Here is a 13327-nt window from a genome sequence, read left to right as displayed (position 1 = left end):
TGGAGTGCTCACTTGTCCGCGACGACCGAACCGCACCTTTCCGCCGACACCCGAGGCGACGGCTGGTTCAGCATCAAGCGTCGGATCGGCTGGACGGAGGTCGACCCGTCGTCCAACTACCAGTTCAGTTCGGCGCTGCAGTACGTCGAGGAGGCTGAGATCGCCCTCTTCCGCGAGGCCGGGGTGCTCGGAGACCTCTATCCGCACCTGCCCCGCACCCACGTGACCGCCAGCTACGTGCGGCCGGCTCGCTTCGACGACCTGATCACGGTCCAGGTGAAGGTGTCCCGCGTCGGCCGCTCCTCGGTCGACCTGGACTTCCGCATCCTGCTCGACGAAACCGTGTGCGCCCACGGGGTGCTCGGGTCTGCCTATGTCGACCCGGCCACAGGAACCAGCACACCCGTCCCCGAGCACGTCCGTGCCCGGCTCGGATTCACTCACCTGGAGGCCTGACCATGGCATTGGTCGACGACCGGTCCCTGTGGCTCGCTGACCCGGGACCGGTGCCCCTCCTCCCGACCACCGTGGCCGACCTCCTCGCCGAAGCTGTCGGCAGGGCGGCAGACCGGGAAGCCCTGGTGATGTCGGCGTACGACGCCCCCGAGCTCACGGTGCGGTGGACGTACCGCGAGCTGGCCGAGCGGGTGGACTGTCTGGCCAGGGCTCTGGTCGCCCTCGGGGTCCAGCCCCGCGACCGCGTGGCGCTCTGGGCTCCCAACGTCCCGGAGTGGGTGGTCACGGAGTTCGCCGCGGCCCGGGTCGGCGCGGTCCTGGTGCCGGCCAACCCGACCTACCGTGCTGACGAGATCCGCCATGTGCTCGAGCTCTCGGGCGCCGTGGCGTGCTTGTTCCTGCCGGACTTCGAGCGACTGGACCTGTGGTCGGAGCTGCGCGAAATCCGCGACGCACTGCCGCGGCTGCGGCACCTCGTGTCGCTGGGCGGCCCCGTCGAGGACGTTTCGGGGCTGGCCGACGTCCTGCGACAGGGTGACAGCGTCGACCTCGGCGAGCTCGATCGTCGCACGCGCGCGACCTCCGCCGACGACCTGGCCCAGATCCAGTTCACCTCGGGTACGACCGGACGCCCCAAAGGAGCGGCCCTCACCCACCATAACGTGGTCAACAACGCCCGCCAGTCGGCCTGGCTCTGGAACGTCGAACCGGGCGACCGGTGGTGCAACCCCCTGCCGCTCTTCCACACCGCCGGCTGCGCGATGCTCACCCTGGGTGCTGTCGCTGCCGCCGCGACACACCTCCCGCTGGTCCGGTTCGACGCTGACAAGGTGCTGGACACCATCGAACGTGAGCGATGCACAATCGTCTCCACGGTGCCCACTATCCTGACCGCGCTCGTCGACCGGCAGCGTCTCCACGGGGCCGACCTTGGCTCATTGCGCCTGGTCGGCACCAGCGGAGCCCCCACACCGCACCAGCTCGGGCAGGCCTGCCTCCGCGAGTGGGGGGCGCCACTGCGGGTGCTCTACGGCTCGACGGAGCTCTCGCCCACGGTCGCGGGCACCTCACCCTACGATCACGGTGACCTCGGATGGACCACCGTCGGCCGTCCGCTCCCGTGGACAGCGGTGCGCGTGGTCGACCCGGAAACCGACGAGGTGGTGGCCGTCAATTCGTCCGGTGAGTTGCAGGTCAGCGGCTACCAGGTGATGCGGGGCTATCACGAGGACTCGGCTGCGACCGCCGCAGCGACCACGAGCGACGGCTGGTTTCGCACTGGTGACCTCGCCACGCTCGATGCCGAGGGACGACTCCGGATCATCGGCCGGCTCAAGGACGTGCTGATCCGCGGCGGCGAGAACCTCTACCCCGCGGAGATCGAGGAAGCCATCCGCGGGTACGACGGCATTCTCGAGGTGGCCGTGGTCGGCGTGCCCGACCCGTTCTTCGGCGAAGAGGCCTGTGCCGTCGTCACCGTCAAGAACGGCTGCCCGTTCAACCCGGAGGCGCTGCGCCTCTGGCTGCGCGAGCGGGTCACCCACCAGAAGGTCCCGAGGTACGTCTACGTCGTGGACAGCCTCCCGCAAACCGGGTCCGGGAAAGTCAAGAAGTTCCTGCTTCGTGAGGAGATGACCCGCAGGTACGCCGCCGAATGAACCCAGCGATGACTCTCACTGACGACCGGACCGGCGATTTCCCTGTGACGACAACCCTTGCTGTGACAGATCCCGCCCTGGCTCCCGGAGCCGCTGAACGAAAGAAACCACAATGAAGGTCGACTCCATGCTTGAATGCCGCCCGATTTTGGCGGCCGACTCCGCTTCGACTCTCGAGAGAGCGGGTTTCAACGGACTTTGGTCCGCTGAAACCCAGTACGACCCGTTCTTGCCCCTGTCGATAGCCTCTCAGGTTACACACTCGGCCGAACTCGGAACGTCGATTGCCGTTGCCTTCGCTCGAAATCCGATGGACCTTGCGCAGCTCGGGTGGGACCTTCAGGCCTATACCCGCGGTCGGCTCATCCTCGGGCTCGGGACACAAATCAAGGCGCACATTGAGCGACGCTTCTCTATGCCGTGGAGCCGACCGGCGGCGCGGATGCGAGAGATGGTTCTCGCCATTCGCGCCATCTGGGACACCTGGCTGACCGGCGCCCCGTTGAACTTCGAAGGTGAGTTCTACACCCACAACCTCATGTCTCCGACTCTCTCCCCCGATCCCAGCGACATCGAGGTTTGGGGCACGCCTCCGATTTTCATCGCAGGGGTTGGACCTCTCATGACCAAGACTGCGGCGGAAGTCGCCGATGGTTTCGTTTTCCACCCCTTCACTACAGCCCGATACATGGAGGCCGTGACGCTGCCCGCCTTGCGCGAAGGGCGATCGACGAGCGCGGGCGGCCGATTCCAAGTCTCGGGCCCGGTCTTCTTTGTGACCGGCGAGACCGAAGAGCAGATGAGGGAGGCCGGTCGGCGCGTCAAGCACTCGATCGCTTTCTACGCGTCTACGCCGGCCTATCGGCCCGTTCTCGAAACCCATGGGTGGGGAGACCTGCAGACAGACCTCCACAAGCTGGCCAAGGCGGCGCGCTGGGACGAGATGGGCGGCTTGATCTCGGACGAGATCCTCGAAGAGTTCGCCATCGTCGCCGAGCCCAGTGCCGCCGCTGCCCGGGTGGTCGACCGATTCGACGGTCTCGTCGACAGATTCTCATTCGACACGCCCTATGAGATCGACCGAGACATATTGGCCGATATCGCACGTGAGGTGATCGCACTCACAAACGGTAGAAACCTGTCACCAGTTTCGGTGACTGCGCCCTGAGCGGGCGTGATGATAAGGGGCGACCGCACGATGGATGATCTGGGACGCGTTGCAGTGGTCGGTGGGACGGGGACTCGGGGCCGGGGCCTGGCTTATCGTTTCGCGCTGGCTGGATGCGCCGTGGAGGTCGGATCGTGGGACGCAGCCCGCGCACAGGTGACGGCGGAGGAGATAGCCGAGAGGCTCGGTGGCGTCGGCGGTGCTGTGACCGGGGCGTCGAACGCAGGTGCCGCGGCAGGCGCGGACGTCGTGCTGCTCGCGGTGCCAGGGGACGGTCACCCGCTCTGGTGTCGGCGCTCGCCGATGGTCTCGAGGGCAAGGTCGTGATCAGTTGTGTCAACCCGCTGGGTTTCGACGCGGAGGGGCCGTTCGGCCTGGTGCTGGAGGAATCGGCGGCGCAGGCGTCCGTCGCACCGGTGTGACCATGTGCATCCGCGGAGGCATAGGTGCCGCAGCCTTGTTCTCGGTGGCCTGACCCTCCAGTGCGGGCGAACCCCAAGACTGCTGGATCCGGACGAGAAGAGGAGCACCCACATGACTAAGACCACAGCGTCACCCCCGGCCGACATTGTCCTCACCGAGCGACGAGGCGGCGTGCTGATTCTTGCCCTGAACCGCCCCGACCGGCTCAATGCTTGGAACGAAGCCTTGGAGCAGCGCTACTTTGGCCTGCTCGACGAGGCTGAAGCGGATCCGGATGTGCGCGCCGTCGTCGTGACTGGTGCCGGGAGAGGCTTCTGCGCAGGCGCGGACATGGACGATCTCCAAGCCGTCGACAACAGCGACCTAACCGCGTTGGTGCGGCGCGATCCCGTGCGGCACCGACCGCTGCTGTTCCGCAAGCCGCTCATCGCAGCCGTCAACGGTGCGGCTGCCGGCCTTGGTCTTGTGGAAGCGCTCTACTGCGACGTCCGCTTCGCTGCGCCGAAGGCCAAGTTCACCGCCGCATTCTCTCGACGTGGTCTCATCGCCGAGTACGGCGTCGCGTGGCTGCTGCCGCGTCTGGTCGGCCGGAGCCGCGCATTGGACATTCTTCTGTCCTCCAGGGTGATTCTCGGGGAGGAGGCGCTGCAGATGGGTCTTGTCGACCGAGTGGTCAGGCCCCAGGAGCTGCTCAACGCAGCGGTTGCCTACGCCCACGACCTGGCCACATACTGCTCCCCCAGCGCAATGCAGGCGATCAAGCAGCAGGTGCTCAATGCTCAGAACATGACGTTCGCCGATGCGGTCACGGAGGCCGACCAGCTGATGGTCGAGGCCTTCACCGGTCAGGACTTCGTGGAAGGCATCAAGAGTTACCTCCAGCGCCGACCGCCAGGATTTGCCGGCCTGGAGATTCGCTGATGCGACGAGAGTGGCGCAGGTCAGCAATGGCTGTGGTCACGGGCCGGGTCAGGCGGCGGGAGATCGAAGTGTTCATGGACGAAGAAAGTGGATGATGCGTCCGTGCTCCTCACTCGTGGTCAGTACCAGCTCCAACCCGAGCTGCCGTTCGTCCTTGGGTATGAGGTGGCCAGCATCGTGCGAAATGCCCCCCGTGGGTTTGTCGGTGATATGTGACAGCGTTTGCCGGTCTGCTGCGACAGCGATCGTTTCCAGTTGAAGGCGATGTCGCTGAGAAGTAACAGCGCTCCGGGGCTTGCGGTGAGAGCATTGGTGTGCTTCGCGGGATGAGGTGGCGCTGGTGCAGCATCAAGGTGCCGTACGCCTGCTCGACGATCCATCGTTTCGACTGGGGGACGCACCCCTGGTCGGCGGGGTTGCGTTCGACGATCTCCACGTCGATCCCGAGCCCGGCCCCATGGTCGACGACCGTGTTCTTGAACCCCTGGTCGACCAGGGCTTTGGTCACCGTGCCGGAGGTCTGGGCTGCGACCCGGTCCAGCAGAGCGGTCCCGGCGGTGTTCTCGTGCGCGGAGGCGGCCGCACAACCACCGCGATGACCAGGTCGAACACGTCCACGGCCAGCCCTCTCTTGCGGCCCGGCAGCTTCTTGGCCGCTCGTCCGGCGTGGATGTGCTGGTGGCAGGTGCGGCAGACCACGAGGGTCTTGCGCTGTCGCCGGCGACGGCCTTGTATTTGCGGGCCATCACCGCGACCGAGGAGCGATGCTTGGCGGCCAGGGTCTTGAGCATCGAGATGGTCCTCACCCATTGCAGCCGCATGCCGTGGCGCCGGTAGCGACCGGCCCAGCGGCGGGCAGTGGTGACGGCGACGCGGACACCGCCTGTGCGGCGGCTACGCATCGGCGTGCTGCCGAACGCGTATTTCTACGGTACTGGGAGCCCCATCGTATCCGCCAAGCTAAGGATCAGTACTCAGGGGAGGATTCCATGATCACAATAAGTGGAGGCGACGAGATCGTCACCCTCGTCGCGCGGATGGAGCACCTGGTTGAGCACATGCACGCCCAGCAGCGACAGTTCGTCACTGACGCCTCGCATGAACTCGGCACGCCTCTGGCCGGTCTCCGGCTGCAACTGGAGGAAGCCCGCATGAATCCCGGCCAAACCGACCTAGGACACCTGGTCAGCCATGCTCTACGCGAAGTCGACCGGATCCAGGCCATCGTCAATGACCTGCTGATGCTCTCCAGGCTGGACACTGGCTCCCATGACCCGCTCCTGCCCATCGAGGTTGCCGATCTTGTCGAAGAGGAGGTCGGCAAGCGGGGCACAGTCGTACCTATCAACCTGGACCTGAAGAAGGGCCTGATCGTGGGAGGCCTCACCAGCACTCTGGCCCGCCTGCTCAGCAACCTGCTGGACAACGCCGAACGACATGCCAAATCAGCGGTGAGAGTCACCGTAGGGAGCGAGGACGACGAGGTGGTGGTCACGGTCGACGACGACGGCCTGGGCATTGCCCTTTCGGAGCGCGAACGGGTCTTCGACCACTTCAGCAGGACCGACGGCGCCCGCAGCCGCGAGCACGGCGGTTTCGGGCTGGGCCTTACCATGGCCTTGGCCATCGCCCAGGCGCACAGCGGCACGCTGACCGCCCGGGAATCGGGCATGGGAGGCGCCCAGCTCGTGCTGCGCCTGCCGCTGCTGCACCTCGACGCGGTGGCGTACGAGGCAGCCTGAGCACTCCCGGTAGAGCCGCACCACCGATAGGGCTGATGACGGAGACGCGAACGCCGTCCATGGCGGACAACCATGAGGGCTCTTCATTCCGACCTGACCTACGGCCGTCCCGAGCAGCCCGATGACCGCGACCAGAAAACGGTACGTCAAACACTTCGCACCCGCACCCGCACCCGATCCTTGGTAATTCCTATCCCATGCCTCGACCGTACGTTGGTTACATCCCGCAGGTCAGGGGCAGATAGTGACCGACATGGGTCGATTGGTAGCCGAGCAGCTCACTCCTGACCTCCGTGCCGGGTCGGGCGAGATCATCGGTCGCAAGCGGGAGATTGCCGCGGTCCGGAGCTTGTTGTCCACCACGCGGTTGCTGACCCTGACGGGTACGGCCGGCGTGGGCAAGACGCGGCTGGCGACCCACGTGGCAGCCCACGTGCAACGAGCCTTCCACGATGGGGTGTGGCTGATCGAGTTGGCCTCCCTACGGGACGAGCAGTTGCTTGCCGTGACCGTCGCGGAGGCCCTGGGTCTGCAGGAAGAGATGTCCCAGCCGTCCGCTGAAACCTTGATCGCCCATCTGCGAGCCAAGCAGATGCTCCTGGTGCTGGACAACTGTGAACATCTGGTGGAGGCCTGCGCTTCGCTGGCCAACACCCTGCTCACTGCGGCGCCCAAGATACGACTACTGGCCACCAGCCGAGAGGCGCTGGGGGTGCCAGGTGAGACGTCTTTCATCGTGTCGCCACTGTCCTGCCCCAGCCCCGACGCCCGCGGCACCGAGAGCGACGTCCTGCGTTATGGTGCCCTGGAGCTGCTTGTGGAGCGGGCCAAGAGCATCGCGCCGGAGATCGATATCACTTCCCAGCATGTGGCGGCGGCGCAGTTGTGCCGCCTGCTCGACGGCATTCCGCTGGCGATCGAGCTTGCCGCAGTGTGGCTGCGGGTCCTGTCGCTGGAGCAGATCATCAGCAGGCTCGGCCACCGCCTGCACTTCCTGACGCGGGGCTACCGCACCGCCCTGCCGCGCCATCAGACGCTGTGCGCGGCGGTCGAGTGGAGCTTCGAGCTGTGCTCCGCACAGGAACAGACCATGTGGGAACGTTTGTCGGTTTTCTCCTGCGGCTTCGACTTGGCAGCGGCGGAGGAGGTCTGCTCGGCTGCGCCGCTCTCGCGCGAGGACGTCTTGCCCCTGCTGGCCGCGCTGACCGAGAAGTCCATCGTGACCAGGGAGGCCTGCGGCACCCGCCCCCGCTACCGGATCCTGGAGACCCTGCGACAGTACGGTCAGGACCGCCTGAACAAGAGCGAGGCGACACCAGCGATACTCCGCCAGCACGCCGACTACTACCAGGGCCTGGCCGAACGCAACAGGGCCAACTGGTTCGGCTCGAACCAGATGGAGTGTTTCAGCACGGTCGTGCCTGAGATGCCAAATCTGCGAGCCGCCCTGGACCACTGCCTAGGTGAAGACTTCCGCGCCGAAGCGGCGGTACGAATCTTCACGTCGCTGGAGGGATACTGGCGCTTCTTCGGCAGTCCGTCAGAAGCCTGTCATTGGTCTGACCGGCTTCTCGAATGCCGGCAGATAACCGGGCGGAAACGCTTCAGTGCACTGGCCCTCGGCGCGCTTTTCGCTCTCATGCAAGGCAGGATCGACACCGCGAGCCTGCTGATCGAGGAGTGCCGGCTTCTGGCCGACAGCGATCGCCAGGGACCGCAGGCGATGACAAGATTTCTGTCGGGACGCCTGACCCAGATGAAGGGTGACTACCAGGAGGCGGTCGAACTGCTCGAACCGGCCCTGAACTGGTACGAGCACAACACGGGCGACATCACGCAGGACGGAATCCTGCAGGATGCGTTCCTGCCGGCGTTCTACCTGGCCCTGGCCGCGATCTTCGCCGGCGACCCTCGCGCCGGGTCCTGGGTGGCGCGATGCGGCCAACTCGCCGAGGCGGCGGGCTCGCGCGGCGAGATTCCGCTGGCGATATGGGTTGCGGGCATCGAACGCTGGTCCGCGGGCGACCTGACGCAGGCCGCCTCCTTGCTCCAGTCCAGCCTGCGCCTCGAACGGGCGGTCGGCTACCGCTTTACCCAGGTGTGGCACGTGGAAACGCTAGCCTGGGTCGCTGCCGCCCAGGGGCGCGATGTGCACGCCGCGCACCTGATAGGCGCCGCCGCCATGATGCGGCGCCAGTTCGAGATCTCAATCGCAGGCTTTCGCGCCTACGACGACGCCCACCGCACCGCAGAGTCTTTGCTACGCGACCGCCTCGGCGAAAAGGATTACCGCAAGGCCGTCGACGAGGGCGCGAGCTTTGACTTCGACGCGGCCATCGGCTACGCCCTGCAGGAGCCGACCGAGTCGCGAGCCGATTCCGCGCCCTCCGCCGCACCGACGCCCGCCCTGTCGCAACCGGTGCTGACCCCGCGGGAACTCGAGGTGGCTAACCTTGTCGCTAAAGGCATGCGCAACAAGGACATTGCGGCCCGACTAGTCATCTCCCCGCGCACGGCCGAGGGCCATGTGGAACACATCATGGACAAGCTCGGATGCACCTCACGCGCACAGATCGCCGCCTGGTACGTCAGCCAGTTCGCGCCGTCTCCGGACGGCTGACACCGGAGAAGACATCAGCGCATCAAGACCGCCCTCGCCCGGCAGCCGCCGACGGACTTCTGCTTAGGGGCTGATGACCATCACCGGCACCCGGCTCACGCGAATGCACTGCTGCCCTAATACGGGTCTGTCTACCTAACGGCGTCGATCTGTCCGACGAGCGGTGGGAACTGATCCGGCCGGTGGTGTCGGCGTGGAAGGGCCAGCACCCTCGGTCAGCGGCCATGCGGGCCGCTACGACATGCGGGAGATCGTCAACGCACTCCTCTACCAGGCCCGGACCGGCTGCCAGTGGCGCTACCTGCCGCACGACCTCCCGCCGTACACCGCCGTCTACTCCTACTTCGCCAGGTGGCGCGACGACGGCACCGACCAGACCATCTATGATCTCTTACGCTGGCAGGTACGCGAGCAGGGCGGCCGAGCCGAGGATCCCAGCGCGGTCGTGCTGGGCACCCGGACCGTGCACACCTCCGTCAACGCGCCGGCCACCACTACGGGGCTGGATCCGGGTAAGAAGAGCCGCGGCCGCAAACGCGGCATCGCCTCCGACGTACTCGGACTGATCATCGCCGTGGTGGTGGCAGTTGCGAGCGTGCACGACAACGCCATCGGCCTCGCGCTGCTGGACAAGGTCGCAGCCGACAACCCCAGCGTGACCAAAGCGTGGACCGATGCCGGGTTCAAGAACGCGGTCATCGATAACGGCGCCGGCCTGGGCATCGACGTGGAGGTGGTGCATCGCAACCCGCACACCATCGGGTTCGCGCCGGTGCCCAAGCGCTGGGTGGCCGAGCAGGTCTTCGGCACGCTGATGCTGCATCGCCGGCTGGCGCGTGACTATGAGGCGCTGCCCGCCAGTTCCGAATCGATGATCTACTGGTCGATGACCGACAACATGACCCGGCGGTTGACCAGGACGACCACCCCGACCTGGCGCCAACCCAGCCAGACGGCGACATAGGGGGTCGGGGCGCGGATGCACGAGTTCCTGGAGCGTCTGGCCGAACGCCAACCCGCCGCACAAACCGAAGCCGAAGCGCTGCGCGAGCAGATCGCCGAGCTGTCCGCGCTCCTGAGTGCGGCCGAACAGGTGCTGTCCCGGCTGCGCATCACCCGCGAAACGATCCTGGAAATGACCGGCGACCTGCCCGAATCCAGCTCCGAGGCGATCCCGCTCCCGCCCGCCTACCAGCAGATCCTGGCCGTCGTGGAGCAAGCGCCGGACGGGCTGCGCGCCAAGGACATCTGCCGGATGCTGAACAGAGGACTGGAGCCCAAGCACACCGAGAACATGCGCGCCAAGCTCAAACGCCTGGTCAGCCACGGCATTCTCATCGAACCCGAACCCGGGCTATTCACCCTGCCCCGAGCCATCCACCACGCGTAGACGCCCACCACTCAGCCCCAGAACGGACGAAATCTCACAGAACTCCCTCTTAGGTGCATTCAGCATCAACTGGACCATCTCGGCGGCGTTCTGTTCCTGGACAGAGCGCCAGGAGCCCTATCACTTCACCGCAGACTTCACAGATGTGACGCCTGATACGAAATTGTGCTCTCTGAAGCCTGGTCCGTTTCGTATGATTGCGGCGCCCCCGTAGCCCAAAGGCAGAGGCAAACCCCTTAAAAGGGTTGTAGTGCGGGTTCGAATCCCGCCGGGGGCACCCGCGTCTACCATAGGAAATGCCCCATTAAACAACCCTCAGTAACCGTGGGAACTCAGGAACGTATCCGTTCGTTGTCCACCTGCTGAAGTCTCGAAACCACATAGATCTGAGCGCCGGTTGACCTAAGAGCTGATTCTTAGATCTGCTGACTAGTTGTGGTGATGTTGTCACGATTGGTGCATGGGTCGTGGTGACTTAACGAATGCCGAGTGGGAGCGGCTCAGGCCGCTGTTACCCGAGGGGGGTCGTCGGGGCGGGCGGTGGAATGACCACCGCACGACGATCGACGGCGTGTTGTATCGGGCTCGGACCGGGTTGCCCTGGCGGGATCTGCCCGAGCGGTTCGGTTCGTGGATCACGGTCTACAAGCGGCATCGCCGCTGGTCGGCCGATGGCACGTGGCAGATGCTGCTGACGGCGATCCAGGCCGAGCAGGACGCCGAGGGCCGGGTGGACTGGGATATCTCCGTCGACTCCACTACGGTCCGGGCGCACCAGCACTCCGCCGGCGCGCCACGCACACCGCCACCGCCGTCTTCGCCGTCTCCCGCGCCGGGGGGCAAAAAGGGGGACGTCGCCGGGACAAACCGGGGCGATCCGGCGCTGAGGTCTCTGGCGGCCCGGCTGGCGGGGGTGGTCAGGCTGGGGAGTGCCTAGGTCGTTCCCGGGGCGGTTCACCACCAAGATCCACCTGTCGGCGGACGGCCACTGCCGGGTGCTGTCGCTGGTCCTGACGCCCGGCCAGTACGGCGACAGTCCGCAGTTCCGACGGGTGCTGGGCCACATCCGCATTCCCCGGCTCGGGCCGGGACGTCCACGCACCCGGCCCGACAGCCTGGCCGCGGACAAGGCCTATTCCTCCCGCGCCAACCGCGTCTACCTGCGCCGCCGCAAGATCCGCCACACCATCCCCGAACCACGCGATCAACGCGCCCACCGCCGCCGGCGCGGGTCAGCCGGAGGACGGCCCACCGGCTTCGACGCCGAACGTTACAAGGCACGCAACGTCGTCGAACGGGCGATCAACCGGCTGAAGAACTTCCGGGCCGTGGCCACGCGCTATGACTGTGAGGATCTATGGGTGCCGCCTCGGGCCGTGGTCTAACCCGCGCTATGACTGACCAGAGTGTCCTTCGTTTGATCTGTCGATCACGGTTCGGGGCGAGGCTTGCTGTTGCCGGACCGGTGGAGTGTGTCCCGATAGGGGCCTTGCCCGCCAGCACCATCACAGTCCTGACCGCTCCCTCGGCCCGGCGACGGCCATATCCGTGCCCGCGCCGATCAGGAGCTCCAATGCCTCACACTCCTCCCGCCTCCGCAGAGCGTTCCGCCGATGAGCAGGCCGAGGTGATCCTCGGAGTCGATACCCATAAAGGCTTCCACGTCGCCGCCGTGATCACAGTCGTGGGCACGCTGCTGGAATGCAGGAAGTTTCCCACGACCGTGGCCGGCTACCGGGATCTGCTGGAGTGGGCACGCTCATTCGGATACGTGCACCGCGCCGGGGTGGAATGCACGGGCTCTTACGGCGCGGCACTGGGCCGCCATCTGAGCGCTTCGGGAGTAGATGTCCTGGAGGTCAATCAGCCCGACAAAGCCGCACGTCGACGAAGGGGTAAGACTGACGCGTTGGATGCCGAGGCAGCAGCTCGGGCCGTGCTGTCCGGCAGCGCTACGGCTCTGGCCAAGGCCGGCGACGGGCAGGTGGAGATGCTCAGGCTGTTCAGATTGGCCAAGACCTCGGCCATCAAATCAAGGTCCCAGGCGATCAACCAGCTCAAGGCCGTTTTGGTGGCGGCCGAACCCGAACTCCGCGACTCACTGGCCGGCCTGAGCAACCCCAAACTAATTCGCCGATGCGCGGCACTTGCTGCAGAGGCAGCACCTGGTGGCCCGTCACGAAACCTTGGCGGGGCAACTGGTCCAGCTTCGGATGGGCGAGCTGGCGGCGAAGCTGGTTTTCGGCTGCGCGCGGGTGTTGCGCCAGCGGACGTAGCCGCCGATCGCCGCGTTCTGCTCGTCATGAGTGCGGTGATCGGTGCCGTTGAGGGCGTAGTAGCGCAGCGCGGCGAACTCGGACTCGATCCAGTTCGACCACGAGCCATAGGTGGGCAGGAACACCAGCTCGACGTCGCTGTCGGCGGCCCAGGAGCGGACCTGGGCATGCTTGTGCGGCGAGTAGTCGTCCATAATCACGTAGAGCTTCTCGCCGGGCCGGCGCTCGCACAGGGTCTTGAGGAAGGACAAGAACTCCCGCCACCGCTTACGTTTGCGGATGCGGATGCGGATGCGGTAGTAGAGCTTGCCGGTGGCCAGGTCGAGCGCGGCGATCATGTGCATGACGCCGAAGTAGCGGTTGTAGGTGGCTCGCAGCCGGGCAGGGCTGGCGGCCGGCCGCCAGCGTTTGCCCTTGCGGGGCATCAGGTTCAGCGGTCCGAACTCATCGACGCAGATCACCCACCCGCCCGTCGGCGGGTGGGTGATCGTATAACTCCAGTACCCGCTGCATCTTGGCGCATTTCGGGCGAGCATCCGGACTGGCCGGACTACGAGGCGGCGATGGTCCGGGACAAAAGGGTCATCGTCCGGGTGGCTCCGGTTCAGGCCGGGCCGGACCGCCACGGGTAGGGGAAGTCCGAAGAAGACGGCCGGGGACGCGCACGTCACGG

Annotated in this window: 10 protein-coding genes, 1 tRNA gene and 4 pseudogenes; 14 read left to right on the top strand and 1 reads right to left on the bottom strand. The window is 66.1% G+C overall.

Annotated features, from left to right (window positions below):
• Positions 1–12 precede the first annotated feature (12 nt).
• From AB0F17_RS56620 to AB0F17_RS56555, 14 genes and pseudogenes are all read left to right on the top strand, one after another.
• Entirely contained in the window at positions 13–456 is a 444-nt protein-coding gene (locus AB0F17_RS56620) for a thioesterase family protein (RefSeq protein ID WP_358042557.1), read from the top strand.
• A gap of 2 nt (positions 457–458) precedes the next feature.
• Positions 459–2114 carry an AMP-binding protein gene (locus tag AB0F17_RS56615; RefSeq protein WP_358042554.1) on the top strand — a complete coding sequence of 552 codons (1656 nt, stop codon included), beginning with the start codon at positions 459–461 and terminating at the stop codon, positions 2112–2114.
• Between the two features lie 112 nt (positions 2115–2226).
• Positions 2227–3282: a TIGR03617 family F420-dependent LLM class oxidoreductase gene (locus AB0F17_RS56610; RefSeq protein ID WP_358042551.1), complete on the top strand. Its 1056-nt coding sequence runs from the start codon at positions 2227–2229 to the stop codon at positions 3280–3282.
• A 9-nt stretch (positions 3283–3291) separates the two neighbouring features.
• Positions 3292–3609, top strand: a complete 318-nt coding sequence (locus tag AB0F17_RS56605) for an NAD(P)-binding domain-containing protein (RefSeq protein WP_358042800.1) — start codon at positions 3292–3294, stop codon at positions 3607–3609.
• Entirely contained in the window at positions 3570–3704 is a 135-nt protein-coding gene (locus AB0F17_RS56600) for a hypothetical protein (protein WP_358042814.1), read from the top strand. The genes AB0F17_RS56605 and AB0F17_RS56600 overlap by 40 nt, the downstream gene beginning before the upstream one ends.
• Positions 3705–3816: 112 nt before the next feature.
• The gene (locus AB0F17_RS56595) at positions 3817–4626 is read left to right on the top strand and encodes an enoyl-CoA hydratase-related protein (protein WP_358042548.1); all 810 of its coding nucleotides are present in this window, start codon (positions 3817–3819) and stop codon (positions 4624–4626) included.
• A gap of 989 nt (positions 4627–5615) precedes the next feature.
• Entirely contained in the window at positions 5616–6368 is a 753-nt protein-coding gene (locus AB0F17_RS56590) for a HAMP domain-containing sensor histidine kinase (RefSeq protein WP_358042545.1), read from the top strand.
• A gap of 253 nt (positions 6369–6621) precedes the next feature.
• Positions 6622–8988, top strand: coding sequence for a LuxR C-terminal-related transcriptional regulator (locus AB0F17_RS56585; RefSeq protein ID WP_358042797.1), 2367 nt, complete (start codon positions 6622–6624; stop codon positions 8986–8988).
• Between the two features lie 119 nt (positions 8989–9107).
• Positions 9108–9952: pseudogene (locus tag AB0F17_RS56580) on the top strand (IS5 family transposase).
• A gap of 15 nt (positions 9953–9967) precedes the next feature.
• Positions 9968–10378, top strand: a complete 411-nt coding sequence (locus AB0F17_RS56575; protein WP_358042542.1) for a hypothetical protein — start codon at positions 9968–9970, stop codon at positions 10376–10378.
• A gap of 42 nt (positions 10379–10420) precedes the next feature.
• Positions 10421–10534, top strand: a pseudogene (locus AB0F17_RS56570) (peptide deformylase); the annotation flags it as partial.
• A gap of 48 nt (positions 10535–10582) precedes the next feature.
• A tRNA-Leu gene (locus AB0F17_RS56565) sits at positions 10583–10655 on the top strand.
• 183 nt (positions 10656–10838) lie between these two features.
• Positions 10839–11724, top strand: a pseudogene (locus AB0F17_RS56560) (IS5 family transposase); the annotation flags it as partial.
• Between the two features lie 11 nt (positions 11725–11735).
• Positions 11736–12443: pseudogene (locus AB0F17_RS56555) on the top strand (transposase); the annotation flags it as partial.
• A gap of 111 nt (positions 12444–12554) precedes the next feature.
• Here the strand turns inward: AB0F17_RS56555 and AB0F17_RS56550 are convergent.
• Positions 12555–13327, bottom strand: a 773-nt coding sequence (locus AB0F17_RS56550; RefSeq protein ID WP_358042539.1) for a transposase, incomplete at its 5' end; no start/stop codon positions are given.

Origin of the sequence: Nonomuraea sp. NPDC026600 (genome assembly GCF_040638335.1) — a bacterium.
Lineage (GTDB): Bacteria > Actinomycetota > Actinomycetes > Streptosporangiales > Streptosporangiaceae > Nonomuraea.
This window is presented reverse-complemented; position numbering and strand designations above follow the sequence as displayed.

What these genes read in the sequence shown, in the direction of transcription:
- AB0F17_RS56595 (WP_358042548.1), top strand. Translation starts at nt 3,817, where the DNA reads ATGACTAAGACCACAGCGTCACCCCCGGCCGACATTGTCCTCACCGAG.
- AB0F17_RS56605 (WP_358042800.1), top strand. Translation starts at nt 3,292, where the DNA reads ATGATAAGGGGCGACCGCACGATGGATGATCTGGGACGCGTTGCAGTG.
- AB0F17_RS56590 (WP_358042545.1), top strand. Translation starts at nt 5,616, where the DNA reads ATGATCACAATAAGTGGAGGCGACGAGATCGTCACCCTCGTCGCGCGG.
- AB0F17_RS56575 (WP_358042542.1), top strand. Translation starts at nt 9,968, where the DNA reads ATGCACGAGTTCCTGGAGCGTCTGGCCGAACGCCAACCCGCCGCACAA.
- AB0F17_RS56585 (WP_358042797.1), top strand. Translation starts at nt 6,622, where the DNA reads ATGGGTCGATTGGTAGCCGAGCAGCTCACTCCTGACCTCCGTGCCGGG.
- AB0F17_RS56615 (WP_358042554.1), top strand. Translation starts at nt 459, where the DNA reads ATGGCATTGGTCGACGACCGGTCCCTGTGGCTCGCTGACCCGGGACCG.
- AB0F17_RS56610 (WP_358042551.1), top strand. Translation starts at nt 2,227, where the DNA reads ATGAAGGTCGACTCCATGCTTGAATGCCGCCCGATTTTGGCGGCCGAC.